Source organism: Dellaglioa sp. CoH-57-MRSF-22 (genome assembly GCF_056781895.1).
Window position 1 is genome coordinate 141,380 of sequence record NZ_JBXAXT010000002.1, and the last position, 26,269, is coordinate 167,648.

Annotated in this window: 24 protein-coding genes; 1 reads left to right on the forward strand and 23 read right to left on the reverse strand. The window is 34.7% G+C overall.

Annotated elements, in window-relative coordinates; all coding sequences use genetic code 11:
* Positions 1-7: 7 nt before the first annotated feature.
* The 9 genes from carB to AC1RPR_RS02520 form a co-directional block, all read right to left on the reverse strand.
* Positions 8-3,193 carry a carbamoyl-phosphate synthase large subunit gene (carB, locus tag AC1RPR_RS02480; RefSeq protein WP_481761314.1) on the reverse strand — a complete coding sequence of 1,062 codons (3,186 nt, stop codon included), beginning with the start codon at positions 3,191-3,193 and terminating at the stop codon, positions 8-10.
* 2 nt (positions 3,194-3,195) lie between these two features.
* Positions 3,196-4,272, reverse strand: coding sequence for a carbamoyl phosphate synthase small subunit (locus AC1RPR_RS02485; protein WP_481761313.1), 1,077 nt, complete (start codon positions 4,270-4,272; stop codon positions 3,196-3,198).
* Positions 4,273-4,275: 3 nt separating this feature from the next.
* A complete protein-coding gene (locus AC1RPR_RS02490; RefSeq protein WP_481761312.1) occupies positions 4,276-5,565 on the reverse strand; it encodes a dihydroorotase in 1,290 nt (429 codons plus the stop codon).
* On the reverse strand, positions 5,562-6,512 hold the full coding sequence (locus tag AC1RPR_RS02495) for an aspartate carbamoyltransferase catalytic subunit (RefSeq protein ID WP_481761311.1): 951 nt from the start codon (positions 6,510-6,512) through the stop codon (positions 5,562-5,564). Before AC1RPR_RS02495 ends, AC1RPR_RS02490 begins: the two co-directional genes overlap by 4 nt.
* Before the next feature lie 14 nt (positions 6,513-6,526).
* A complete protein-coding gene (locus AC1RPR_RS02500; protein ID WP_481761310.1) occupies positions 6,527-7,801 on the reverse strand; it encodes a solute carrier family 23 protein in 1,275 nt (424 codons plus the stop codon).
* Between the two features lie 136 nt (positions 7,802-7,937).
* Positions 7,938-8,483: a bifunctional pyr operon transcriptional regulator/uracil phosphoribosyltransferase PyrR gene (pyrR, locus tag AC1RPR_RS02505; RefSeq protein ID WP_481761309.1), complete on the reverse strand. Its 546-nt coding sequence runs from the start codon at positions 8,481-8,483 to the stop codon at positions 7,938-7,940.
* 146 nt (positions 8,484-8,629) lie between these two features.
* Positions 8,630-9,535, reverse strand: a complete 906-nt coding sequence (locus AC1RPR_RS02510; protein ID WP_409022551.1) for an RluA family pseudouridine synthase — start codon at positions 9,533-9,535, stop codon at positions 8,630-8,632.
* Complete coding sequence (gene lspA / locus AC1RPR_RS02515; protein ID WP_481761308.1) at positions 9,532-9,975, reverse strand: signal peptidase II; 444 nt, start codon at positions 9,973-9,975, stop codon at positions 9,532-9,534. The genes AC1RPR_RS02510 and lspA overlap by 4 nt, the downstream gene beginning before the upstream one ends.
* Before the next feature lie 22 nt (positions 9,976-9,997).
* The gene (locus AC1RPR_RS02520; protein WP_481761307.1) at positions 9,998-11,656 is read right to left on the reverse strand and encodes a formate--tetrahydrofolate ligase; all 1,659 of its coding nucleotides are present in this window, start codon (positions 11,654-11,656) and stop codon (positions 9,998-10,000) included.
* Positions 11,657-11,793: 137 nt separating this feature from the next.
* Between AC1RPR_RS02520 and AC1RPR_RS02525 the strand changes: the two genes are divergently transcribed.
* A complete protein-coding gene (locus AC1RPR_RS02525; protein ID WP_409022794.1) occupies positions 11,794-12,000 on the forward strand; it encodes a cold shock domain-containing protein in 207 nt (68 codons plus the stop codon).
* 62 nt (positions 12,001-12,062) lie between these two features.
* Here AC1RPR_RS02525 and purD read toward each other — a convergent pair whose 3' ends face one another.
* The 14 genes from purD to AC1RPR_RS02595 all read right to left on the reverse strand — a co-directional run bounded on the left by purD (position 12,063) and on the right by AC1RPR_RS02595 (position 26,237).
* A complete protein-coding gene (gene purD / locus AC1RPR_RS02530; protein WP_481761306.1) occupies positions 12,063-13,325 on the reverse strand; it encodes a phosphoribosylamine--glycine ligase in 1,263 nt (420 codons plus the stop codon).
* 51 nt (positions 13,326-13,376) lie between these two features.
* Positions 13,377-14,915: a bifunctional phosphoribosylaminoimidazolecarboxamide formyltransferase/IMP cyclohydrolase gene (gene purH / locus AC1RPR_RS02535; RefSeq protein ID WP_481761305.1), complete on the reverse strand. Its 1,539-nt coding sequence runs from the start codon at positions 14,913-14,915 to the stop codon at positions 13,377-13,379.
* Positions 14,916-14,919: 4 nt separating this feature from the next.
* Positions 14,920-15,498: a phosphoribosylglycinamide formyltransferase gene (purN, locus tag AC1RPR_RS02540; protein ID WP_481761304.1), complete on the reverse strand. Its 579-nt coding sequence runs from the start codon at positions 15,496-15,498 to the stop codon at positions 14,920-14,922.
* A 1-nt stretch (position 15,499) separates the two neighbouring features.
* Positions 15,500-16,534 (reverse strand): phosphoribosylformylglycinamidine cyclo-ligase, encoded by a 1,035-nt coding sequence (gene purM, locus AC1RPR_RS02545; RefSeq protein WP_481761303.1) that lies wholly within the window; start codon positions 16,532-16,534, stop codon positions 15,500-15,502.
* Between the two features lie 10 nt (positions 16,535-16,544).
* Positions 16,545-17,975 (reverse strand): amidophosphoribosyltransferase, encoded by a 1,431-nt coding sequence (purF, locus tag AC1RPR_RS02550; RefSeq protein ID WP_481761302.1) that lies wholly within the window; start codon positions 17,973-17,975, stop codon positions 16,545-16,547.
* Positions 17,960-20,182 (reverse strand): phosphoribosylformylglycinamidine synthase subunit PurL, encoded by a 2,223-nt coding sequence (gene purL / locus AC1RPR_RS02555; RefSeq protein WP_481761301.1) that lies wholly within the window; start codon positions 20,180-20,182, stop codon positions 17,960-17,962. The genes purF and purL overlap by 16 nt, the downstream gene beginning before the upstream one ends.
* A 1-nt stretch (position 20,183) precedes the next feature.
* The gene (purQ, locus tag AC1RPR_RS02560) at positions 20,184-20,858 is read right to left on the reverse strand and encodes a phosphoribosylformylglycinamidine synthase subunit PurQ (RefSeq protein ID WP_481761300.1); all 675 of its coding nucleotides are present in this window, start codon (positions 20,856-20,858) and stop codon (positions 20,184-20,186) included.
* Positions 20,859-20,860: 2 nt separating this feature from the next.
* Positions 20,861-21,112 carry a phosphoribosylformylglycinamidine synthase subunit PurS gene (purS, locus tag AC1RPR_RS02565; protein ID WP_409022561.1) on the reverse strand — a complete coding sequence of 84 codons (252 nt, stop codon included), beginning with the start codon at positions 21,110-21,112 and terminating at the stop codon, positions 20,861-20,863.
* On the reverse strand, positions 21,112-21,831 hold the full coding sequence (gene purC, locus AC1RPR_RS02570; RefSeq protein ID WP_481761407.1) for a phosphoribosylaminoimidazolesuccinocarboxamide synthase: 720 nt from the start codon (positions 21,829-21,831) through the stop codon (positions 21,112-21,114). Before purC ends, purS begins: the two co-directional genes overlap by 1 nt.
* A gap of 200 nt (positions 21,832-22,031) precedes the next feature.
* The gene (gene purB, locus AC1RPR_RS02575) at positions 22,032-23,327 is read right to left on the reverse strand and encodes an adenylosuccinate lyase (protein WP_481761299.1); all 1,296 of its coding nucleotides are present in this window, start codon (positions 23,325-23,327) and stop codon (positions 22,032-22,034) included.
* 15 nt (positions 23,328-23,342) lie between these two features.
* Positions 23,343-24,464 carry a 5-(carboxyamino)imidazole ribonucleotide synthase gene (purK, locus tag AC1RPR_RS02580; RefSeq protein ID WP_481761298.1) on the reverse strand — a complete coding sequence of 374 codons (1,122 nt, stop codon included), beginning with the start codon at positions 24,462-24,464 and terminating at the stop codon, positions 23,343-23,345.
* The gene (gene purE, locus AC1RPR_RS02585; protein ID WP_481761297.1) at positions 24,457-24,942 is read right to left on the reverse strand and encodes a 5-(carboxyamino)imidazole ribonucleotide mutase; all 486 of its coding nucleotides are present in this window, start codon (positions 24,940-24,942) and stop codon (positions 24,457-24,459) included. The genes purK and purE overlap by 8 nt, the downstream gene beginning before the upstream one ends.
* Positions 24,943-25,117: 175 nt before the next feature.
* Positions 25,118-25,510: an EbsA family protein gene (locus AC1RPR_RS02590; protein WP_481761296.1), complete on the reverse strand. Its 393-nt coding sequence runs from the start codon at positions 25,508-25,510 to the stop codon at positions 25,118-25,120.
* Between the two features lie 124 nt (positions 25,511-25,634).
* Positions 25,635-26,237, reverse strand: a complete 603-nt coding sequence (locus AC1RPR_RS02595; RefSeq protein ID WP_481761295.1) for a nitroreductase family protein — start codon at positions 26,235-26,237, stop codon at positions 25,635-25,637.
* Between the last annotated feature and the right edge of the window lie 32 nt (positions 26,238-26,269).

Consider the following 26,269-nt stretch of genomic DNA (forward strand, 5'->3'; position numbering starts at 1 on the left):
TTAATTTTTATAGTGCTGCTACTGAAAATGACTGGCTTTCTAACGCTTGAATAAGTACATCAACAGTTTGTAAAGATGTAAACAATGGAATATGTTGCATTACTGATATTTTACGCGTTTGATAACCATATGATGCTTTATCGTGATCATCTGATAGTGTATCGATAACAAATTGAACGGTTCCAGTTTGTAACAAATTATTAATATCATCTAATTGTCGGTTAACGCTTAATGCCTCTGTACTGGTAAACGTTTTAATCTGATTATCTAAAAAGAAATCAACCATTTTTGGTAATGTTAAAACTTTGTAACCAAGTAAAACAAATCGTTGAACAAGTGGTAATATAGCATTTTTATTTTTGTCGTTAACATTTACTAATACGGAACCATTACCTGATAAACTAATATTAGCGGCTACTAATGCTTTGCAGAGTGCTTTAGAAAATGTTTGATCCGTTCCCATAACTTCCCCGGTTGATTTCATTTCTGGTCCTAGAAATGGATCAACATCATTCAATTTACTAAATGAGAACACAGGCGCTTTTACATGAACAGAACTAGATTCTGGGTATAAACCATCCTGGTAACCTTGTTCTTGCAAATCATAACCTAATATAATTTTAGTCGCTACCTGGGTCATTTTAATACCTGTTACTTTACTTAAAAATGGAACGGTACGACTGGCACGTGGATTAACTTCTAAAATATAAAGTTCATCTTGATGCACAATAAATTGAAGGTTCATTAATCCCACACATTTTAGTTCAAGTGCAATCTTTTTAGTTGCATTAACGATTTCTGCTTTAATCTTGTCTGATAGATGTTGTGATGGATATACAGCCATTGAGTCGCCTGAATGAATTCCAGCATGTTCAATATGCTCCATAATTCCTGGAATTAAGACAGAAACACCATCACAAATTGCATCTACTTCACACTCAATACCTTCAAGATAACTATCAATTAAGATTGGATGTTGTGGTGCGATTTTAACGTTATTTAGCAAATATAATTCGAGTTCAACCTGATTTTGAACAATCTCCATTGCACGTCCACCTAAAACATAGCTAGGTCTAACAAGAACGGGATAACCGATTTCTGTTGCTCGCTTAAGCACATCTTCTTGTGTTATTGCAGTCTTACCAATGGGTTGTTTTAATCCTAGATGCTTAATCGCTCGGTTGAATGACTCTCTATCCTCAGCACGATCCAAATTGTTAACAGACGTTCCTAATATTTTAATGCCATACTGTTGTAATCCCGCAGCAAGATTAATTGCTGTCTGTCCACCAAACTGAACGATTACACCTAAAGGTTTATCAACATCAATCACATTTAAAACATCTTCCAATGTTAATGGTTCAAAATATAATTTATCAGCGATTGAAAAATCAGTTGAAACGGTTTCTGGATTACTATTCATGATAATTGCTTCATATCCTGCGTCACGGATAGCTCTAACACAATGAACTGTTGCGTAATCAAATTCAACACCTTGACCAATTCTAATGGGACCAGAACCAATAACCATAATTGCTTGTTTTTTACTCTTTAAACTCTCATTCTCATGTTCGTACGTACTATAAAAGTATGGTGTGGCTGATTCAAATTCCGCAGCACAGGTATCAACCATTTTATAAACTGGAATAATATTATTTTCTATTCTAAACTTTCTAATATCCTCCGAAGTTTCGTGCCAAATATCAGCAATAACTTTATCACTAAAACCATGTTTTTTAGCTTCAATAAGGACGTCAATATCTTTAATATTGATACTTAGCGACATTTCAATTTCGACTATGTGTTTTAATTTATCCAAAAAGACTAAATTTATTTTTGTTAGTTTTTCAATTTCTTCAATTGTGTACCCGCGACGTATTGCTTCTGTTAAATAAAACAATCTCTGGTCAGTTGCATTAACCAACTGGTTTTCAAGTTGGGAGTCAGTTGCATTTTGAGCATTATCTAAGCACAAGTAATCTTCATCAATTTCTAAAGATCGAACTGCTTTTAACAAGCTTTCTTCCATATTACGACCAATTGCCATAACCTCACCAGTTGCCTTCATTTGCGTTCCAAGTGAACGATTTGCTCGATTGAACTTATCAAATGGCCAACGTGGTATTTTAGCAACAACGTAGTCCAATGCTGGTTCGAATTCAGCAAAAGTTGTTTTAGTCACTGGATTTAAAATCTCATCTAAATTCAATCCAACTGCTATTTTGGCAGCTATCTTCGCAATTGGGTATCCCGTTGCTTTTGAAGCTAATGCTGATGAACGACTTACACGCGGATTAACTTCTATAATATTATATTTAAAACTATGAGGATCTAGAGCAAGTTGTACATTACAACCACCTTCTATTTTTAAGGCCCTAATTAATTTCAAGGATACGTCTCGTAACATCTGATACTCTCTATCAGATAAGGTTTGAGTTGGTGCAAAGACAATAGAGTCTCCTGTATGAATACCAACAGGATCAAAATTTTCCATGCTACAAACAACAATTGCATTATCAGCGTGGTCTCGCATAACCTCAAATTCAATTTCCTTGTATCCTGCAATACTCTTTTCTATCAAGCATTGTGTTGTTGGTGATAGCTCTAATCCATTAACAACCGTTTTACTAAGTTCTTCAGCTGTTTTACATAGACCACCACCAGTCCCACCCATTGTAAATGCAGGTCTAACAATAACTGGGTATCCTGCAATATCTGCAAATTCTAGCGCACTCTCTAAGGTTTCAACAGTTAGTGATTCCGGAACGGGTTCATTTAACTCTTGCATTAATTGTTTAAATTGTTCACGATCTTCAGCTTGATCAATTGATTTTAATTTAGTACCTAATAATTCAATGTTTAATTCATCTAATATACCTGATTGAGACAATTCCATAGCTAAATTAAGGCCAATTTGACCACCTAAAGTTGGTACAATGGCATCTGGATACTCTTTACGTAAAATACCTGAAACTGATTCTACCGTTAAAGGTTCAATGTACACTTCGTCTGCAACTTCTTTATCCGTCATAATTGTAGCTGGATTGGAATTCACTAAAACAACTTCGTAACCCTCTTCTTTTAAAGATAAACAAGCTTGTGTACCAGAATAATCAAACTCTGCGGCCTGACCAATAATAATAGGACCAGATCCAAGAACCATTATTTTATGGATATCATTTCTCTTAGGCATATTTATTTTCTCCCAACTCGGTTTATCATTTCAATAAATTCATCAAATAAATAATCTGCATCATGTGGACCAGGCGCAGCATCCGGATGAAATTGGACACTAAATGCTGGATCAGTTTTATGTTTAATTCCTTCAACAGACTCGTCATTAATTTCACGATGTGTCACTATCAGTTTATCTGAATCGATAGAATCGCTATCCACCGCAAATCCATGATTTTGTGAGGTGAAATCAATTCGTCCAGTTGCAATTTCTCTAACCGGATGATTAAATCCACGATGTCCGAATTTCATTTTATATGTATCTGCACCGTTTGCTAGTGCTAGTAACTGATGTCCTAAACAAATACCAAAAATCGGAAATTTAGGTTGTATCATTTTGATCATCTCAACAACCTCCGGTAAAGTTTTGGGATCCCCTGGCCCATTCGATAATAGGACACCATCAGGTTGTAAATCAGATATTTGTTTTGCAGTTGCATTATACGGTAAAACAATTACGTTGCAATCACGCTTAGATAACTCTCGCAAAATACTGTGCTTTAACCCAAAATCGACTAATACAATGTTTAATTTTGTTCCAGGATTAGGATAGGGTTTAATCGTTGAAACTTGTTGGACGATATTTTGGTTGAGTACAGTTGCACTCATTGCATCAAAGGCATGATTTAAATCAGCATCGGAATCAATAATGCTTCCTTTCATCGTTCCTACATTTCGTAATTTCTTTGTTAATTCGCGTGTATCAATGCCATATATTCCAGGAATATCCTTCTGTTTTAAAAATTCATCTAAGGTTAATTGTTGACGCCAATTGCTAGAAACCCTAGCAACATTATTAACGATAACGCCCTTGCATGAAGGTTCTATTGATTCATAATCATCCAAATTAACACCATAATTACCAATAATAGGATTAGTAAACGTGATAATTTGATTACTGAATGATTGATCTGTAATCGTTTCTTGGTACCCTGTCATTCCAGTCGTAAAAACGACTTCGCCAGTAGTTGAGGCCATTGCTCCAAAACTAAATCCTTTAAAAATACTTCCGTCTTCTAAAATTAAGAATCGTTTCATGATTTACTCAACCTTTCGACTATCATATTTGATTTCACCGCTAACTAGCGTTAACATTGTTTTCCCATAAATTTTTTGCCCTGTAAAAGGACTATTTTTACCTTTTGAGACATAATCTGCTTCATTAATTGTTTGCTCATTTTTGATATCAAAAATTGCAATATCTGCTACTGAACCAGGCTCAAACGTACCACCATTTAGATTAAACTGTTTGGCTGGCGCTTCACTCATTAGAACAATAAGTTGGGCTAATGTTAAAATCCCTGTTTTAACCATTCTTGTATATAACAACGGAAAGGCCGTTTCACTTCCAGTTATACCAAAAGCGGCATTAAGCATGCTACCGCGTTTTTCATCTTCACTATGTGGTGCATGATCTGTCGCAATCATATCGATTGTGCCATCTAATAATCCCTCGATCAAAGCTAGGCGATCTTCTTCAGTTCGTAATGGGGGGTTCATTTTAAAATTACCATTATCCATATGAATGTCTGAATCCGTTAATAATAAATGATGTGGTGAAACTTCACAGGAAACATTAATTCCATGACTCTTAGCAAGTCGAATTAATTCCACACTTTCTTTTGTAGAAACGTGACACATATGATAGTGAACACCCGTTTTTTGTGCAAGCATTAAATCTCGGGCTAATTGTGATGATTCTACAACCCCCATAATACCAGGTAGCCCTAGATTTTTTGCACGAACACCTTCGTTCATGACGCCACCAAATAATAATGAGTTATCTTCAACATGAGAGACAAGTGGTAAATTAACCTTTACTGCTTCTTTCATTGCAAGATACATTGTTCCAGCTGTCTGAATACCTGAGCCATCATTTGTAAAGGCGAATGCCCCGGCTTTTTTTAATTCTCCAAAATTTACTAATTCTTCAGAAGTTCTACCTTTGGTAATTGCAGCATATTGGGAAATATGTACTTGTCCGTCTTTTTGATTACGTCGCTTTATTTCAGCAAAATGTTCTAACGTATCAGGAACAGGATCTAAATTAGGCATGGCTCCTACTGTGGTAAAACCACCTCGGGCAGCGGCCTGACTTCCTGTCTTAATCGTCTCTTTGTATTCAAATCCAGGTTCCCTGTAATGGACATGAACGTCAATTAACCCGGGTACAACAATTAAATGTTCTGCATCAATAACTAAATCAACATTTAACAGTTCATCAGCTAAATTAGTGCCAATTGCTTTAATTTTGTCGTCTTCAATCAAGATATCTTGTTGGCTAAAACTATGATTCAAAAAAACGGTTCCGTTTTTAATTAATTTCTTCATGCTCTATTAGCCTCCATTAAATGACGTCCGTTAATGACAGCTTCTAAAATGGCCATTCTAACAAATACCCCATTCGTCATTTGTTTTACAAATCGTGATTGTTCACATTCAACTAATTCACTGGCTAATTCTACATCTCTATTAATCGGACCCGGATGCATAATAATTGTTTGTTTTTTTAATTTTTTACCGCGTTCAATACTTAATCCAAATTTTTCATGATAATTCTTTTTCGAAAATTTACTATCATCCGTATGACGCTCATGTTGGACACGTAGCATCATCATAACATCAACTTCACCAACTAATTCGTCCATTTCTAAATACTGACCGTATGCTTCAAATTCTTCAGAAAACCATTCCTTTGGACCTGAAAAGTATAATGAAGCACCTAATTTTTTTAATAATTGCATATTACTTTTAGCAACTCTCGAATTAGTTAAATCTCCTACAATTGCAACTTTTAAGTCTTTAAATGTCCCAAACTCTTCTTTAATCGTCATCATATCGAGTAAACATTGTGAAGGATGTTGTCCACTCCCATCTCCACCATTGATAATACCAACTCCCAAATCATTATCACCAATTAATTGTTGATAATATTCATTCTCAGGATGGCGGATAACTGCGATTTGAGTCCCAATAGCACCCATTGTTAAAACAGTATCGTATAAAGTTTCACCTTTACTGAGTGCACTAATACTTGGATTAAATGAGACAATGTTTAATTTCATACGTTGCTCAGCTACTTCAAAGCTACTATGTGTTCTGGTACTATTTTCAAAAAATAAATTTGTTGTAAAGATAGGATGTTTTAAGTTAAATAATGACGGATTTCGTTTAAACTTTTCAGCTCTTTCAATTAATGCTTCAACTTCTTCTGTAGATAGATCCTCGATTGATACTAAATGTTGTAACTGAACTAAATTTGTCTTTTTATCTAACAAAATATCATCTCCTATTATTTTTCGCTTTTAGCTTCTTTAGGTAAAATAAGGTTTAGTGCAATACCTACTACTGTTGCAAGTGCAATACTTGTTAATTGTAAATCGCCTACTTTTAAGTACATGCCACCAATTCCTAACACTAGGATACTGGCAGTAATCATCAGATTATGCTTTTTATCATAATCAATTTGATTATCGATTAAGATTCTTAACCCACTTGAAGCAATAACACCAAAGAGTAGAAAACTAATACCACCAATAACTGGTCCTGGAATACTTTGAATCAAAGCACTAATTTTTCCAACGAAACTAAAGACAATGGCGAAGAATGCGGCGCCACCAATCACCCAAATACTATGAACCTTAGTCATGGCTAAAACACCAATATTTTCACCGTACGAAGTTGTTGGAGGACCTCCAACAAATCCAGCAATAATTGATGATACACCATCACCGAAAAGGGTTCTATTTAGTCCAGGATCCTTGAAAAAGTTTCTTTTCGTTAATTTATTTAAAACCATTATATGACCCATATGCTCAGTCATTGTGACAAATGCGATTGGTGCCATACCAATAATGGCGCTCCAATAAATTTTAGGTTGGTAATTTATAAATGCAACATCGAATGCAGGTAATGTAAGCCAATTTGCCTTTTCTACCGTAGAAAAATCAACGATTCCACATAAGACGGCCATAATGTAGCCACAGACAATTCCTAATAAAATGGGAATTAAACTAATGAATCCTTTAAGATACATATTGAAAAATATTGTAATGGCCAGGGTGAAGATTGCGACCCAAACATATTTAATATCATAAGTACCCGATTTTAACATCGCGTTACTTGCTGCTGTTGTTGCCATAGATAATCCGATGACCATGACAACTGGCCCCACGACAACTGGTGGTAAAATACGATCAAGCCAACCTGAACCAACTTTTCCGATAATAATTGAAACAATCAGATAAACTAATCCAGCTGCAATCGTTCCTTGAGCAACCGCCGGATAACCGGATGTTTTCATTAACATTTGCATAACCGCAATAAAAGCAAAACTTGAACCAAGGTAAGCTGGAATTTTACCATTTGTAATTCCGATATAAACCAAAGTACCTACACCTGAACTAAATAAAGCAATACTTGGGTTCAAACCGACTAGAATAGGTACTAAAACTGTTGCTCCAAACATCGTGAACAAATGTTGAATTGATAATCCCATCCATTGCCCAAATGATGGTCTATCATGGATATCAAGTACAGCATCATCATTTCTAAACTTTTCTTTCATTTTCTCATTTCCTTTCTATATAAAAAACGCACCTCTATAGAGAGATGCGTTCGAAGTTGAAATCTAGTTTGGGCCTACGTTATTCCCTAATAGATTTCTAAATCGTTTGCTCTCTCTGGAACATCTTAACGATTTATTATTTAATTCTTTCAATTTCAATTGAGTCTTTGCCATCAATTTCTTCTACTGAAACTGATACTTGTTCATCTGACGAGGTAGGAATATTTTTCCCAACATAATCAGCTCTTATTGGTAATTCTCTATGGCCTCGATCAACAAGAACGGCTAAATTAATAGTTTGAGGTCTTCCTTGATCCATTAAAGCATCAAGTGCAGCTCTAATTGTACGTCCAGTATATAAAACATCATCAATTAATATAACTTGCTTACCTGTAATATCAAAATCAATTTGTTCACCTTGCGTATTAACAGTTGGTTCATTACCTAAACTTGCATCATGTCGGTCATCACGATAAAGTGCAATATCTAGTGAACCCACTGAAACATCAGCACCTTCAAGTTGTTTTAAGCGATCCGCAATTCGTCTTGCTAAATAGATGCCTCTTGTTTTGATTCCAATCAGTACCAGATTATCAATACCTTTATTCTTTTCAATAATTTCGTATGTCATTCTGGTTAAAGCACGTTTCATACCTAACGAATCTACTACTTCTTTTGCCATCTAGTATTCCTCCTTTTTTCCAATAAAAAAGCCCCCTAATCTAAAAATACTTAGACTAAGAGGCAGACTTCTAGAAAAGAAATCTATTCGCACATTACCTTTTAGTCTCACAGGACTATTTTAAAGGAACTTTATTGATTTTCATGTTACCTGATAGCGTTTGTTTTGTCAAGATAATCCAGCGTACTTTTAAAAATAGGTGGGATTGGTACTTCAAAAATAAGCTCTTTACCCGTTGTTGGATGCTTAAATCCAAGCTTAGCTGCATGTAAAAATTGACCATGCCCTTTAATTGTTTTACGTGACCCATATAAGGGATCACCTACAACTGGGTGCCCAATATATTGCATGTGAACACGAATTTGATGTGTACGACCTGTTTCTAACTGACACTTAATAAGTGAGTAGTTTTCATAATTTTTTTCCACTTTAAAATGTGTCACTGCTGGACGTCCATCTTTAACAACCGCTTGCTTCATACGATCTTTTGGTGAACGACCGAGTGGTGCTTTAATAATTCCTGATTCTTCTTTAATCGGTTGGTGTACTAAAGCAATATATTCACGAATATTCGTTTTTGCTTTCAATTGAGCAGCTAATGATTGATGTGCTTTATCATTTTTAGCAACCATTAAAAGTCCAGAAGTATCCTTATCAATTCGATGAACAATTCCTGGTCTAAAGGCACCATTAATTGTTGATAAAGGACTATGGAATAATAATGCATTAACTAATGTACCATCTGCATGCCCCGGTGATGGATGAACAACCATACCTTGCGGTTTATTCACAACAATAACATCATCATCTTCATAAACAATGTCTAATGGGATATCTTGTGGTATTAAATCTAACTCAACTGGTTCAGGTTCTACTAAATTAATTTTATCTCCTGGTTGGACGGCATATTTAGTCTTTTCTGTTTTACCATTAACTAAAATATCGCCACTTTCAATCCAGCGTTGTACTTTTGATCTAGATATTTCAGGCATTAACTTCGCAATAACCTTATCGAGACGTCCTGTCTCATCTTGAATTACTAATTCTGTCATTTATCGTCTTCCTTTAAAACAATTATTAATAAAATGATAACGCCAACTGTTAACGCAGTATCCGCCACGTTAAAAATTGGAAAGTTAACAAAATCTGTTTGAAACATATCAACAACATAACCAAATCTCAATCGATCAATAAAGTTGCCTAATGTTCCAGCAATCATCAATGTAATGCTGAACTTATAGCCCATGTTTGTTCTATATTTATAAAAGTAATAAATCATTAATCCTAATGCTAAAACAGAAACAATAAAAAAGAACCATTGTTTTCCAGCCAGTAAACTCCAAGCTGCACCATCGTTTCTAATATTAGCAATCGATAAAAAATTAGGTATAACTGTTTGACTCGTGTTCAACGCAATATTAGCTGAAACCACGTATTTCACTACTTGATCTACAACTAAAATAATTATTGCTAATAATGCATATAAAATCATATTAAATCCTCTTAATTCTTAATTAATATAACCCTGAAATTAGGCCATTATCGTCAATATCCATATGATTTGCAGCTGGATCTTTAGGTAATCCAGGCATCGTTAGGACATTTCCAGTTAGTGCAACTAAGAAACGCGATCCTAATTTAGGATTAAATTCACGTATATGAATTGTAAATTCCGTAGGTGCTCCTAACAGTTTAGCATTATCTGACAATGAATACTGTGTTTTTGCCATACAAATAGGTAATTTATCCCATCCCAATTCTTTAAACTGACGTAATTGCTGTTTTGCTTTAGGTGCATATTCAACTTTAGCGCCACCATAAATCGTTTTAACAATTTTTTCAATTTTAGTTTCAGCAGAATCATCAGCCTCGTACAATGCTTTAAATTCATGAATCTCATTCGTTGTTTCAATCACCTTTTTTGCTAAATCAAGAGCACCGGCACCACCTTGTCCCCAAACATCTGCAGGTATAGCGGAAACACCAATTTCAGAGGTAAGTTCAATCAAAGTTTGGACTTCAAGATCTGTATCAGCAGTAAACTTGTTAATAGCAACAACAACTGGAATGCCATAACGCTGCATACTTTCAACATGCTTCTTTAAATTAACAAATCCTGCTTTTAAAGCAGCAACATTTTCAGTATTCAATTCAGTTTTAGCAACTCCGCCATGCATTTTCAAAGCGCGGATTGTAGCAACAAGAACAATTGTATCAGGTGTCTTACCTAAGATTGGTGTTTTGATATCAAGAAATTTTTCAGCACCTAAGTCAGCCCCAAATCCCGCTTCCGTAATTGCATAGTCGCCCAATTGTAAGGCAGTTTGTGTTGCAAGAACACTATTACAGCCATGTGCGATATTAGCAAAAGGTCCGCCGTGAATAATGGCAGGTGTATGCTCTAAAGTCTGAACTAAATTAGGTTTAATTGCATCTTTTAATAACAAACTAATTGCACCAGTTACACCTAAATCAGCAACTGTAATTGGTTTTTTATCTATATTGTATGCTACAACAATATCACTGATTCTTGATTTTAGATCTTTAATATCTTTTGACAAACACAAAATAGCCATTAATTCACTGGCAACTGTAATATCAAATCCATCTTCTCTAGGTATCCCTTGCATTGGGCCACCAAGGCCTACTACAACATGGCGTAATGCACGATCGTTAATATCAAGTACTCGTTTCCAAATGATACGTCTTTGATCAATTTTTAAATCGTTACCTTGCTGAATATGATTATCAATCAAAGCAGCAAGTGTATTATTTGCAGTTGTTAAAGCATGCATATCACCTGTAAAGTGTAAATTAATATCTTCCATTGGGACAACTTGAGAATAACCACCACCAGTTGCGCCACCCTTCATCCCCATAACAGGACCTAAAGAAGGTTCTCTGAGAGCAATCATAACTTTCTCATTCAAACGATGCATAGCATCCCCTAAACCAACTGTTACGGTTGATTTACCTTCTCCAGCTGGAGTGGGACTAATTGCTGTAACGAGAATTAACTTAGAATTTTTATTTTTAGGTAAATCTAAAGGTAAGTTTATTTTTGCCTTAAAATTACCATATGGTTCAATATCAGTTTTTTTCAAACCAATCTCGTTAGCTACTTCTTCGATTGGTTTCATCACGTTTTTTTGTGCAATTTCTATATCGTTCAAATTGATCATCCCTTCATATTAAGTTCTTTTAAGTATAACTGAGAAAACTGCGATTGTCATTAGTTGCACTACTGGTTAAAGTTACCTATACTGTAGAAGTACTTAAACTTTACGACCAATTTTGGGAGGCGTTTGATATGGAATCTGGCATTGTTGAATGGTTTAGCGCACAAAAAGGTTATGGATTCATTGCTTATGGTGATGAAAAAGAGATATTTGTCCATTATACCGCTATACAATCTGACGCATTTAAAGTACTTGGAACTGGTCAAAATGTAACATTTGAAATTAAAGAAGGTAGCCGTGGTTTACAGGCCGCAAATGTTTCAATTGTCACTAATTAATCTGTCATAAACTCATAAAACGTTCATGCTTACTTGTACTATAAGTAAACATGAACGTTTTTTTATTTTAGATTCGCCCTATAACCAATATCCATTCTGTAAAATGTTTTGTGTGCTTCAAAATCAGCAATTAACTGATAAAGTTTCTGTTGTGCATCTGCCATGTCTACGCCTGATTCATGCATAATATAAATGCGTCCACCTGCACTAACTAATTTCTTATCAACTAATTTTACACCTGCAAAATCAATTCTGTTGGAAAGTGACTTAAAGTCACTTAAATTGGGTAATGTAATATTTTTTTCAGGATTTTCTGGATACCCATCAGCGGCAATAACGACACCTAGAGTGATTCCCTCTGTTTCCCATTGTAAAGATGGACTTTCATGCTGCAATAATTTTGAAATAACTAATGCAAAATCCGTTTTTAATCTTGGTAATACGACTTCAGTTTCGGGGTCGCCAAACCGAACATTGTATTCAATTACTTTTGGACCGTCTTTAGTTAAAATTACTCCCACATATAAAATACCTGTGAATGGAATACCACGTTTCATCATTTCATCCGCTGTTGGCTGAACAATTTTTTCAATTGATTCCGTAACAACATCTTCTGAAATTTGTGGAACTGGACAATATGCGCCCATTCCGCCGGTATTAGGACCATTATCTCCCTCAAATGCCCGTTTATGGTCTTGAGAAATTGGCATCGGATAAACTTTATCTCGATCAATAAATGCCATCAATGAAAATTCTTCACCCTCAAGGTACTCTTCAATTAATACTTCTGTTGTATTAAATTGTTGTTGGACTAAAAATGAACGCAAAGCATCAGTTGCTTCTGATAGATCTTGAGCAATAATAACGCCCTTACCACCAGCTAATCCATTTGCTTTAATAACTATTGGGAATGATTGGTGCGTCATATAATCTAATGCAGTCTGGTAATCGGTAAATGTCTGATAGTTAGCTGTCGGGATATTGGCTGACGCCATAACTTGTTTCGCAAATTCCTTTGACCCCTCTAACTGGGCAGCGGCTTTTGAAGGCCCATATATAACTAGGTTTTCTTCACGAAAAAAATCAGTTATGCCATCTATCAGTGGAATTTCTGGTCCAACAAAAGTCCAATCAATGTCATTTTCACGGACAAAGGTTGTCATGCCAATCCAATTAGTGATATCAATACCCACAGATTTAATCCCGTTGTTATTCATCCCAGGGTTTCCGGGTAAACAGTAAACATCTGAGACAGTATCACTTTCAATAAATTTACGTGCGATGGCATGTTCACGTCCGCCAGAACCAATAACTAAAATTTTCATTATTTAAAATAATCCTTTCATAGGTTAAAAAGATAGACTCATTTTAACAATTTAATGTTTGAAATGACGACGGCCACTAAATACCATAGCAATATTTTTGCGATTAGCCATATCAATTGACTCTTGGTCTTTAATTGACCCTCCCGGTTGAATAATTGCCGTAATACCATGATCAGCAGCATATTCAACACTATCATCCATTGGGAAGTAAGCATCTGAAGCTAAGACAAATGGTTCTACCATCCCATGTTCTAGTGCTTGCTCTAACGCAATTTTAACCGATCCGACACGGTTCATTTGACCCGCACCAATTCCAAGTGTTTGATCCTTAGTTGCAATTACAATCGCATTACTCTTAACATGCTTCACAATTCTTTGAGCGAATAATATTGCTTCTTTTTCATCACTTGTTGGTAATTTTTCAGTTACCGTTTTTAATTCTTCCATTTGGTCAATGACTTGATCACGTTCTTGAACAAGTAAGCCACCCATCACTGAGACATATTCATATTTATCAGCTTGGTCCTTTTGACTGAAATCAATTGTCATAACACGAAGATTTTTCTTCTTAGCTAAAATATCATATGCAGCATCTGTGAAGTTTGGTGCGATAATAATTTCAAGGAATAAATGATGTAATTCAGTTGCTGTTTCTAAATCAACTTCACGATTTAAGGCAATAATGCCTCCGAAAATTGACGTTTTATCAGCATCAAATGCTTTTTTCCATGCAGCATTAATCGTTTCTCCAGTACCAACCCCACAAGGATTCATATGTTTCATCGCAACGACAGCAGGTTGCTTAAATTCTGAGACAACTTTTAAAGCAGCGTCGGCATCTTTAATATTGTTATACGATAACTCTTTACCATGTAATTGTTTAGCGGCAGCAATCGAAAAAGCATTTGGTAAAGCTGATTGATAGAAAGCCGCTTTTTGATGTGCATTTTCACCATAACGCATTCCTTGTTTGAAATCATATGTTAATGACAATTTTTCAGGAAATTCAATTTCTAATTCTTTTGTTAAATAAGATGATATTAAAGTATCATATGCAGCCGTGTGTCTAAACGCTTTAGCTGCTAATTGTCGACGAAACTGATTATCCATTTTATCATCATCGAGTTTATCTAAAACAGACGGATAATCAGCTTTATCGACAACAACATAAACAGATTCAAAATTTTTGGCAGCAGAACGCAACATTGAAGGCCCACCAATATCGATTTGCTCAATAGCTTCTGACTCAGTAATACCAGGTTTTTCAATCGTTTCTTTAAAGGGATATAAGTTTACACAAACTAAATCGATTAAGGCAATATGTTCTTCTTCTAATTTAGCCATATGAGCTGGATTGTCACGCCTTGCTAATAACCCACCATGAATCATTGGGTGTAATGTTTTAACTCGTCCATCAAGCATTTCTGGAAAGTGAGTCACATCTTCAATTCTAATTACAGCGATATCGGCATCCTTTAAAATATTAAACGTACCACCAGTTGAAATAATTTCAAATCCACGTTTGATTAATCCCTGAGCGAAGTCTGCAACACCAGTTTTATCAGATACACTTATCAAAGCTCTTTTCATCTTATTAATCTCCCTTTTTATTGTTTAATAAATTTAGAATCACCTTTGGATATAGTTGGTGTTCAACATCATGAATCTTACTTTCCAATTGTTCAAGTGTTTCATTTGGTAAAATAGGAATACTTTGTTGCGCTATAATTGGCCCCGTATCAACACCTTCGTCAATGTAGTGTATCGTCACACCAGTTACACTAACACCTGCCTTATACGCATCCTCAATTCCATGAATACCTGGAAAAAGGGGTAACATTGCGGGATGAATATTAATAATTTCCATCGGATACTTACTCAATAATGTACTTGTAATCACACGCATATAACCCGCCAATAAAATGGTGTCGATTTGATACTTAGCTAATTCATTAACAATCACTTGTTCATAATGACTACGATTTTCAAAGTCTTTAGGTTGAATAATAAAGGTTGGAATTCCTCTACGTGCTGCCTTTTTAATGACAGCCGCTTTTGGTCGATCACAAACTAAAACTTCAATTTCTAATCCTGCATCTTTTAATGCCTGATTATCTGCAATAAATTCAAAATTAGAACCGGTCCCTGATGCAAAAATTGCTACTTTGACCATTTTATTTACCTACCAATTCGACCGTTTGATCAGTATTTTTAATTTCTATACTGCCTATTTCATAAGCGTGTACAGTTTCTTTATTTAATTGTGTCAGCACCTGTTCAACGTTAGCTTTATCAACAGCCAAAACCATTCCAATACCCATATTAAAAATTTCATACATCTCTGAATGGGGTATCTCACCGTATCTAGAGATGGCATCAAAAATTGGTAGTACTGGCCATAATCCTAGATTAATTGTTGCTTTTAGCCCTTCTGGTAACATTCTTGGTATATTTTCAATAAAGCCACCACCTGTAATATGTGCTGCGCCTTTAATCAAATTATCTTGAAATAAAGGAATCAGATCATCTACATAAATTTTTGTTGGTGTCATTAATATTTCAGCAAGTGATTCATTAGGTATTTCTGGTAAAGCTTCATCTAAATTAAAAGCCATGTCTTCAAGAAATATCTTTCTAACAAGTGAGAATCCATTTGAATGAATACCGGTTGACGAAATTCCAATTAAAATGTCATTTTCTTGAATTGAATGACCATCTATTAATTGACTTTTTTCAACAACACCAACCGCAAATCCGGCCATATCATAATGTGTTTTTTGATACATCCCTGGCATTTCAGCTGTTTCACCACCAATAAGATTCATATGTGCTGTTTGACATCCTTTAATTACCCCAGAAATAATACTTTCAATTTTTTGAGGTTCAGTTTTGCCAGTCGCTAAGTAGTCCAAAAAGTATAGAGGCGTTGCACCCTGAGCAACAATGTCATTAACACACATAGCCACACAATCAATCCCAATTGTGTCATGTCGATTTGTTTCAAAGGCAACCATCAATTTGGTGCCAACGCCATCAGTACCTGAAACCATAAGTGGCTCTATAATACCTAATCGACTGAGATCAAAGAGTCCTCCAAATCCACCAACTGAACTTGTTTCATTTACCAGTGACATTTGTTTATTAATTCGATTAACGACGTCATACCCTGCATTCACATCAACACCCGATTTTTGATAAGCATTTACCATTTTGAAGTCCTCACTTTTCTGTCGTTAAGTTTGCTAAATACTCATCCTCGTAATCATATAATGGCGTTGGATAATCACCATTAAAGTAAGCCATACATAGTCCTGAATATGGGGCATCTAAATTCAAACCAATTGAAGCAATTAATCCAGCTTCACTTAGAAATGCTAATGAGTCTGCCCCAATAATAGCCTTCATTTCTTCAATTGATTTATTTGCGGCAATTAATTCAGATTGCTTTTGAATATCAATCCCATAAAAACAAGGGTATTTAAGAGGTGGTGACGCAATTCGCAAATGAACTTCAGCAGCTCCAGCTTCTTTTAACAATCTAACAATGTGTTTACTCGTTGTCCCCCGAACAATTGAATCATCGACTAAAATAATCTTTTTACCCTTAACCACGCTTTTAACAGCTGATAATTTCATTCGCACCCCTTGTTCTCTAAGTCTTTGGGTGGGTTGAATAAAGGTCCGGCCAATATATTGATTTTTAACTAATCCCATTTCATAAGGAATGCCACTTTCTTCTGCATAACCACTAGCTGCAGACAATGAGGAATTTGGTACACCAATAACCATATCTGCATCAATACCCGTTTCTCGTGCTAGTTTGCGACCCATTCTTTTACGAGCAGAATGGACATTAATCCCACAAATATCCGAATCCGGTCTTGCAAAATAAATATATTCCATTGAACAAATTGACATTTTAGTTTCAGTTGTATAAACGTCAATTGATAGCCCTTCGTCAGTAATAGTGACGATTTCACCAGGGTTCACATCGCGAACGAATTCTGCCCCAACAGAATCTAAAGCACAGGTTTCACTTGCAACGACGTAAGCACCATTTACCATTTGACCAATAGATAGTGGTCTAAATCCATTTGGATCAAGTGCCGCAATCATGTAGTTTGACGTCATTAATAAGTAAGCAAACCCACCATGTACTTGATTTAATGCGTCTTTAACCTGTTCATGCAAAGTGTCTTGTGATGAACGACGAATTAAGTGCATCAAAACCTCTGAATCCGAACTTGATTTGAAAATAGCCCCATCTTGCTCTAACTCATTTCTAAGCGTTACCGCATTAGTTAAATTACCATTATGGGCTAAGGCAAACTGTGTATCGTAAAAATCAAATAAAAATGGCTGAATGTTATCAATTCCGTTACTACCGGCCGTTGCATAACGTACATGTCCAATAGCTGCATTACCGGTTAATTTTTTTATTTTTTCAGGATTTCTAAAAACATCTGATAGTAATCCTAATCCTCTATAACCAATTAGTTTACCTTCATCATTTGATACAATTCCTGCACCTTCTTGGCCGCGATGTTGTAAACTATGCAGACCAAAATAGGTAATCTGATTTGCATCTTCATTTCCCCAAACACCAAAAACACCACATTCTTCATTTAAACTTCTTATTTCATTAGGCACGGAATTGCATCCTCCCAAACTTGTTTGGCTTCAGAAGTTGTAAGAGTTATCTTACTCCCTTTTGTCGTCACGTTAATTAATTGGTCTGCTGTAACACAGCCAATTTTTTCAGCAGTTTGATTCATTAAATTTTCAAAATCTGTCTTATTTTCTGATTTAATCGATAAAATGAATCGCGATTGTGATTCTGAGAAAAGTTGTGCATCTGTCATATTTACATTAATATCAATACCTAAATCGTTTTTAAATACGGATTCACTTAAAGCAACGGCTAGACCACCTTCAGATAAATCATGTGCACTTTCGACTAAACCAGATTCGATAGCTTCTAAAACAAACGCTTGGTTACTTTGTTCAGTCTTTAAATCAAAATGTTTAATATCTCCGGAAATCTCGTTAGTAGTCATTTTCTGAATTTCTGAACCATTAAAATCATTATAAGTTGTACCCACTAAATAAATTAAATCATTAGCATGTTTAAAATCTTGCGTTGTTATATTTTTAACATCTTTAATTAAACCAACCATTCCAATCATTGGCGTTGGATAAATGGCTTGTTCATTAAATTCATTATATAAAGAGACATTACCAGAAATAACAGGTGTATTAAATAAGTCACATGCTTCAGAAATACCGATAGCACTTTGATCAAATTCCCAAAAAATTTCTGGATTTTCAGGACGTCCATAATTTAAGCAATCTGTAATAGCGAGTGGTTGTCCACCAGATGCAACTATGTTACGCGCTGCTTCAGAAACAGCAATTTGACCACCAACCTTAGGATTCAAGTAAATATAACGCGCATTACAATCTGTTGTCATTGCGAGTGCCTTATTAGTTTCTCTAATTCGAATAACACCTGCATCACTACCAGGTCTAACCACTGTATTGACTTTAACTTGAGAATCGTACGTTTCGTACAATGATTTTTTGGATGCGATTGTTGGTTGTTGTAACAAATCTAACCAAGTTTGCTTCGTATTTTCTATTTCAGGTATAAAATCAGACTGCGCTTTAAATTTGCTGATTCTTGCAGGTTCTTTTTGTTCCTTATGATAGACTGGTGCATCACTTGCTAAAGAATCAACGGGAATATTAGCAACAATTTTTCCCTCATGTATTAAAACATAATCCGTATTTTCTGTTACATACCCGATATTAACGGCTTCTAAATCATATTTTTTAAATAAATTGATAACTTTAGTTTCAAATTCAGGTTTAATACAAAGAACCATCCGTTCTTGAGATTCAGATAACATCATTTCGTAAGCAGACATATTAGTTTCACGTTGTGGAACGTTATCTAAATCAAGTACCATCCCTGATTTAGCTTTCGAGGCCATTTCAGCAGTTGACGAAACTAATCCAGCAGCTCCCATATCTTGAATACCAACTAACCAGTCTGGATGATCTAGAATAAGTTCGAGACAAGCATCCATTAATAATTTTTCCATGAATGGATCACCAACTTGAACAGCTGAACGCTGTGTTTCTTTATCATCAGCAAATTCATCAGAAGCAAACGTTGCCCCATGAATACCATCACGACCCGTTTTAGCACCAACATAAATAACTAGATTTCCATCACCTTTTGCCTGGCCTTTTTGAATATTTTTATGATCAATCAGTCCAACACACATTGCATTTACTAGTGGGTTACCCTCATAACAAGGATCAAATCCTATTTCTCCACCAACAGTTGGAATACCAATACAGTTACCGTATCCTCCGATACCAGCTACAATTTCTGAAACAAGATACTTAGTGTGCTCATTATCTAGTTCACCGAAACGTAAACTGTCAAGAAGTGCAATAGGTGTTGCCCCCATTGAAAAAATATCTCTGATAATACCGCCGACACCTGTTGCGGCACCTTCATAGGGTTCAACAGCTGAGGGATGATTATGGCTTTCAGCTTTAAATACAACTGCTTTACCATCACCAATATCAATAACACCAGCACCTTCTCCAGGTCCTTGTAAAACTTGCGGCCCAGAATTTGGAAAATGTTTTAAAACGGGGCGGGAATTTTTGTAAGAACAATGCTCACTCCACATTACTGAAAATAAACCAGTTTCAGTATAGTTAGGTTGACGACTTAAAATATCATCTTTAATTAACTTATATTCTGAATCAGTTAATCCCCAATTTTGATATAATTTGGTATCTTCAATTATTTGTGCCGTCGGTTCTTGTTTTGTAACCAAATTAACCCACTCCCTCTGTGTATGTCGTTAACATCGATTTAAATAAATTTAGGCCGTCCGTTGAACCGAGCAATGCTTCAATAGCACGTTCTGGATGCGGCATCATACCAAGTACATTTCCACGCTCATTAATAATTCCAGCAATATTATCAATACTTCCATTTGGGTTATCTTGATATCTAAAAATAATTTGATTATTTTTCTTAAGAGAAGCTAATGTTTCATCATCACAATAATAATTACCCTCGCCATGAGCAATTGGTAATTCAATTGTCGTTTGCGTTTTATAATCAGTTGTAAAACGCGTTTGATTATTAACAATTTCCAAAGTAACTGGCTTACAAATAAATTTAATATTTTTATTTTGAATTAATGCACCTGGAAGTAGTTGCATTTCCGTTAACATTTGAAATCCATTACAGGTTCCAAACACTAGTTTACCTTCATCCGCAAAACGTCTCACTTCATTCATAATGGGTGATAAACTGGCAATTGCCCCACTTCTTAAGTAATCGCCGTATGAAAATCCACCTGGAAGTAATACACCATCAAAACCATCAAGAGATTCCTCTGTATACGACACAAACTCAGCTTGTTCATGTAAACCATCCCGAATAGCGTGAAGTAAATCATAATCACAATTTGAACCAGGAAATACAACAACTGCAAATTTCATGATTAAGCCTCCACTTTTTCAAGTTCGTAACGATATTGCTCCATATTTGGATTAGCTAATAATTTATCACAAATCGCATCAATTTTTTGGTCTATCTCTAATTCAGTTGCTTCAACCTTTAACACAAAATATTTACCAACTCGAACGTCACTAACACCTGAGAATCCTAATCGGTTAATCGCTTCATTAACAGCTTGACCTTGCGGATCTAAAACTGATTCTTTATATGTAACGTAAACTTTTACACTATACATTATTTGACCTCATTTCGATTTTTTAGTCGGTTTAAAACATCTTGATATACTGGAATAATGCTACCTTGGTTTTTTCTGAAAATATCCTTATCTAATGATTTATGTGTCTTCGAATCCCATAAACGTGCATTATCAGGTGAAAATTCATCTGCCAAAATAAGTTCCCCATGATACCGACCGAATTCAAGTTTAAAATCAATTAAATCAATATTGATGTCTTTAAATAATTTATACAGTAGCTGATTAATATGAAGGACTTGTTTCTTTATTTCGTCCATTTCTATTTTAGTCGCAAAATTTAACGCAAAAATTTGTGACTCATTTATTCCAGGATCGTCTAGAGCATCATTCTTATAATAGTATTCAATAACAGGAACTGTTAATTTAGTTCCTTCAACTTGATCAAATTTACGAGCAAAACTACCTGCAATAGTATTTCGTAAAACAACTTCAATTGGAATTATTTCAACTTTTTTAACTAATTGTTCGGTTTTAGAAACATCTTCAATGAAATGTGTTTTAATACCGTTTGCCATTAAATAAGAAAAAATAATATCAGATATTTGATGGCTTAATAATCCCTTACCTAATATTTCTTCTTTCCGTTTACCATTAAGTGCGGTAGCTTGGTTTTTGTATACCATTCTTAATACTTCTTCATCATTAGTTTGATAAACATCTTTAGCTTTTCCTTCGTAAATCAATTGATCCAAGCGAATAGCCCCCTTAAGAATAAAAACATATAAAAATATACTTTTTAACTAAATAGTTCGTTCTTTACAAATATAGTTTAACAATTACTATATAATTTATCAAGGTAAAATACGATTATTTTTATATTTTTTTAATTTAAAGTTCGTATTATGGCAAACAAAAAACCATAAAGCTATTAAAATAACTTTATGGTTTACATATTTCTTTAAATGAGACCAATTCGTTCGAAAATAGCATCAACATTTCTAATATGATAATGATAATCAAAAGCATCATCTAAGTCTGCTTGAGTTAATGCAGACATTATTTGTTCATCTGCTTCTAATAAGGGACGGAACTGTATTTGTTGATCCCAAGAGATTGCCGTCTTAGGTTGAATTAAATCATATGCAGCCTCTCTAGACATGCCACTATCAATTAATTTAAGTAAAACTCTTTGGCTGTAAATAAGACCAAAAGTACGGTCCATATTTTTTTTCATATTTTCCGGAAATACTGTTAATTCTTTAACTATTTTTGTAAAGCGACGTAGCATGTAATCTAATAAAATAGTTGTATCGGGTAATATAATACGTTCTGCAGAGCTATGTGAAATATCTCGTTCATGCCATAATGTAACATCTTCGAAGGCAGTGACCATATGTCCTCGAATGACACGCGCTAACCCTGTAATATTTTCTGAACCAATTGGATTACGTTTATGTGGCATAGCTGATGAACCTTTTTGGCCTTTAGCGAAATATTCTTCAACTTCTCGTGTCTCACTTTTTTGTAATCCACGAATTTCTGTTGCCATTTTTTCAATCGATGTTGCAAGAAGAGCCATCTCAGAAACATAATTAGCATGTAAATCTCGTGGTAAGACTTGTGTCGATATTTCTTGAGGTCTAATTCCAAGATGCTCACAAACATAAGTTTCCACAAACATTGGGATATTGGCAAATGTTCCTACAGCACCACTAATTTTTCCAGCTTCAACATCTAATGCTGCATCATTAAAACGAATTTGATGACGTTTCATTTCAGAATACCACAATGCAATTTTCAATCCAAATGTTGTTGGTTCAGCATGTACACCGTGTGTTCTACCCATCATAACAGTATCTTTATATTCAACTGCTTTATCAGCTAAAACAGCCATAAATTCTTCAATATCCTTACGCAAAATTTCATTAGCCTGTTTTAAAATAGATCCATACGCTGTATCAACTACATCTGTAGAAGTTAATCCATAATGAACCCACTTACGTTCTTCCCCTAGAGATTCTGAGACAGCTCTTGTAAAGGCAACGACATCATGCTTTGTTTCTTGTTCAATTTCTAAAATACGATCAATATCAAAACTAGCATTTTTACGAATTTTTTCAGCGTCTTCTGCTGGAACATGGCCTAGTTCAACCCAAGCCTCACTAGCTAATGTTTCAACTTCTAACCAAGCTTTATATTTATTTTCATCTGACCATATGGCACCCATCTCAGCATTTGTATAACGATCAATCATTTTTATCTTCCTCTCTTAATCCCAAATTTTCGTTTGATATACATCAATTTTAGCTTGCTCAATATTATCGGTTAATATCGTTACATGACCCATCTTACGATCTTGTTTTGCTTCATTTTTACCATAAAAATGAAACCGCCATTGACCTTCATTTTGAATTTCATTTAATACTGACTGGACATGTTGTCCCAAAATATTAATCATAATAGCATGACTTAACAACTGTGGTTTTAACATTGGTAAATTACAAATTCCTCTAATATGCGCTTCAAATTGTGATAAGGAACAGGCCTCAATTGTTAAATGTCCGGAATTATGTGGTCTAGGTGCAATTTCATTAACATAAACGCCACCTGAATCTGAAACAAAAAATTCAATCCCCATTGTTCCAACAGACAAACAATCATCAGCAATTTGACTTGCAATAATTTCAACTTCTTTTCTTGTCTCAATCGATAAACGACTCGGACAAGAACTCTCATGTAAAATATTATGACGATGTTGATTTTCGATAATCGGAAAAATACTTTGTTGGCCTAATTCATTTCTAGCAATGATAACGGAAACTTCACGATCAAACTGAACAAAGCCTTCTAACACGCATGTTCTATTTTGAATCAATTTTCCCGCTTCAATCAAATCAGCACTTGTCTTTAAAATAACTTGTCCTTTACCATCATATCCGCCACGAATCGTTTTTAAAATTGATGGGTACCCAGTTATTTTAATGGCATTTTCTAAATCATCAAAACTTTGTATTAATTTAAATGGTGCGATTGGATAATTATGAGCTTCCAAAAATTGTTTCTCACTAATTCTATCTTGTGAAATACGCAGTGCAGTCGACCCTTGTGGAACATAGCAATATTGCTTTGCTGCATCAATCGTATCAGCATCTACATTTTCAAACTCAAACGTTAGTACATCACACATTTTTGCAAGATTTAAAATAGCAATCTCATCGTCATAATCTGCAATCACTTGTTTGTCCGCAACCTGAGCAGCTGGGCAATCTTTTTGCGGATCTAATATAATCACACGATAACCCATTTCTTTTGCAGACGTTGTCATCATTTGTCCTAGCTGACCACCACCAATAATACCAATTGTTTGTCCTGGTAATATCCTTTTAATCAAGTAAATCACTACTTTCCAAAGATTTTTGATGGAGTGATAATTGATATGACTTTAAATTATCTTTTATAGTTGAATCACTTAAGGCACAAATTTTTGCGGCAAAGATGCCGGCATTTGTTGCACCTGCTTTACCAATTGCCATAGTTGCTACGGGTGTTCCCGCAGGCATCTGAACAATTGACAGTAAAGAGTCTATTCCATTTAGCGCATGGGACTGCACCGGAACGCCTACTACAGGGATGACGGTTGAAGCTGCAATCATTCCTGGTAAATGTGCGGCACCACCCGCACCAGCAATAATAACTTCATACCCATTTTTATCCGCACTTTCTGCAAATTTAATCATTTCTATTGGCATTCGATGTGCCGAAATAACTTTTTTATCATACTCAATATCAAGTTCATCTAATAAATTAGCCGTAAATTTCATTGTGGTCCAGTCGGAAATCGATCCCATTACAATTGCTATCTTTGCCATTCGATTACCTCCAAATTTAATAAACCTATTCTATCAACAACTCAGCGTTGTGTCAAAGCAAAAAAAGGACGAAATTAAAAAATTAATAAAAATAGTTCGTATTTTAATGGATATTCAAGCTATTTCTCTTTTTAATATTTCTTTTTTATAAAAAAATAAATGACACCTATTGGCATCATTTATTTCCCTTTTTAAGGTCCGTGTATAATTGTAACTTGCTTCTAGAATTCAAAACAACTGACTTTTTACTATTGGCTAAATAAAAAGATAGTCCAAATCTTCTTAATTTAACTTGTTTTATTGCGGAAATTTCAATTATTTCATTATGTTTTCGAATAACCTTAGTTAACTTAATATTTTTGTCGTCAACTATTAATTTACGATTCAAGATTTGAACAATTGATACAATAAGAAAAAGTATAAATAAAACAATTGTCCAAATTTGTAATGTTGTTATCTCTAACCATAATAATAAACTACCTAAAAATAAGCAGAACGTCCATGACCATAAAATAACCGTTTTAGCTAGCTCGGGTTGATAAAAATATGTTTTTTGATATTTTTTCATGCTTATGATCTCCTCTAACACAATAAAATTATTCTTCTATATTTAAAGCTTAACATAATTGATCAGATATTCTATATTTTTCCATAAAAAAAGATGAAACCTTAAGTTTCATCTTTTTGAACTATTATTTAATAACTAAGAATCTGTCATCATCTAACATGAAATCTTTATCTCCTGCCGCTGCTTCAATTGAACCAAATGGCATTTGTGCACGTAATTCCCAGTTTCCAGGGATATTAAACGCATTTTTAATTTCAGTATCAATAAGTGGATTATAATGTTGTAAACTTGCGCCAATACCATTTTCAGCTAATACTGTCCAAACACTTTGTTGAGCACCGCCCAAACCTTGTTCTGCCCAAACTCTGAAGTTATCAGCGTATAAAGCAAAATCTTTTTCATTTTGAGCAACAACATCAGTATCTATAAAGTATAATATTGTTCCAAATCCAGCACGGAATGTTGCAATCTTTTCTTGAGTTTTCTTATATGCTTCAGCATTAGGAACCTCAGATTTAAGACGTTTTTCAACGATATCCCAAACCATGTCTGAATTTTTACCATATAAAATTGCTGCTCTAATTGTTTGATTATTGAATGATGTTGGTGATTTCTTTATAGCATCCTCGATAACACCAGTAATTTCATCAGGTGTTTGACTTACTTTATCCCCTAAAGCGTAAATTGAACGACGTTGTTCCATAAGATCTAATAATTGAGTTTTCATAATTAATTTCCCCTTCTCTATTTGAATAAACT

Coding starts and splice junctions, on each gene's coding strand:
- carB (WP_481761314.1), bottom strand. CDS start 3,193: ATGCCTAAGAGAAATGATATCCATAAAATAATGGTTCTTGGATCTGGT.
- AC1RPR_RS02485 (WP_481761313.1), bottom strand. CDS start 4,272: ATGAAACGATTCTTAATTTTAGAAGACGGAAGTATTTTTAAAGGATTT.
- AC1RPR_RS02490 (WP_481761312.1), bottom strand. CDS start 5,565: ATGAAGAAATTAATTAAAAACGGAACCGTTTTTTTGAATCATAGTTTT.
- AC1RPR_RS02500 (WP_481761310.1), bottom strand. CDS start 7,801: ATGAAAGAAAAGTTTAGAAATGATGATGCTGTACTTGATATCCATGAT.
- pyrR (WP_481761309.1), bottom strand. CDS start 8,483: ATGGCAAAAGAAGTAGTAGATTCGTTAGGTATGAAACGTGCTTTAACC.
- AC1RPR_RS02510 (WP_409022551.1), bottom strand. CDS start 9,535: ATGACAGAATTAGTAATTCAAGATGAGACAGGACGTCTCGATAAGGTT.
- lspA (WP_481761308.1), bottom strand. CDS start 9,975: ATGATTTTATATGCATTATTAGCAATAATTATTTTAGTTGTAGATCAA.
- AC1RPR_RS02525 (WP_409022794.1), top strand. CDS start 11,794: ATGGAATCTGGCATTGTTGAATGGTTTAGCGCACAAAAAGGTTATGGA.
- purD (WP_481761306.1), bottom strand. CDS start 13,325: ATGAAAATTTTAGTTATTGGTTCTGGCGGACGTGAACATGCCATCGCA.
- purH (WP_481761305.1), bottom strand. CDS start 14,915: ATGAAAAGAGCTTTGATAAGTGTATCTGATAAAACTGGTGTTGCAGAC.
- purN (WP_481761304.1), bottom strand. CDS start 15,498: ATGGTCAAAGTAGCAATTTTTGCATCAGGGACCGGTTCTAATTTTGAA.
- purM (WP_481761303.1), bottom strand. CDS start 16,534: ATGGTAAATGCTTATCAAAAATCGGGTGTTGATGTGAATGCAGGGTAT.
- purQ (WP_481761300.1), bottom strand. CDS start 20,858: ATGAAATTTGCAGTTGTTGTATTTCCTGGTTCAAATTGTGATTATGAT.
- purS (WP_409022561.1), bottom strand. CDS start 21,112: ATGTATAGTGTAAAAGTTTACGTTACATATAAAGAATCAGTTTTAGAT.
- purB (WP_481761299.1), bottom strand. CDS start 23,327: ATGATTGATCGTTATACAAATGCTGAGATGGGTGCCATATGGTCAGAT.
- purE (WP_481761297.1), bottom strand. CDS start 24,942: ATGGCAAAGATAGCAATTGTAATGGGATCGATTTCCGACTGGACCACA.
- AC1RPR_RS02590 (WP_481761296.1), bottom strand. CDS start 25,510: ATGAAAAAATATCAAAAAACATATTTTTATCAACCCGAGCTAGCTAAA.
- AC1RPR_RS02595 (WP_481761295.1), bottom strand. CDS start 26,237: ATGAAAACTCAATTATTAGATCTTATGGAACAACGTCGTTCAATTTAC.